We start from the raw sequence: 229 nt of genomic DNA, 5'->3' as shown, positions 1-229 counted from the left end.
GCATCGTACTGCAAGCCTTCTAATTGGCCAGCGGTTAAGAGCATGCCATTGGTGATCGCAGTACCATCAGCGAGGGTGACGGTGCCCAGAGTCGGTAGGCCAGTGACCGTAATGGTGAGGTTATCGCCATCAGCATCGGTTGGTGCGCTGAGGCCTAAAGACGTATTTTGCGTCTCTTCATTGACATTGATGCTATTGCTATCGACGAGTGGCGCATCGTTGATTGGGT

At 52.8% G+C, this 229-nt stretch carries 1 protein-coding gene; it reads right to left on the bottom strand.

From position 1 onward, the window contains the following. Positions 1-229: Ig-like domain-containing protein (locus K5Q73_RS21545; RefSeq protein ID WP_259655248.1), on the bottom strand; the 229-nt coding region annotated here is incomplete at both ends.

Origin of the sequence: Shewanella sp. MBTL60-112-B2 (assembly GCF_019655055.1) — a bacterium.
GTDB lineage: Bacteria > Pseudomonadota > Gammaproteobacteria > Enterobacterales > Shewanellaceae > Shewanella.
The sequence above is the reverse complement of the archived record's forward strand: the minus strand, read 5'-3'. Positions and strand labels throughout refer to the sequence as shown.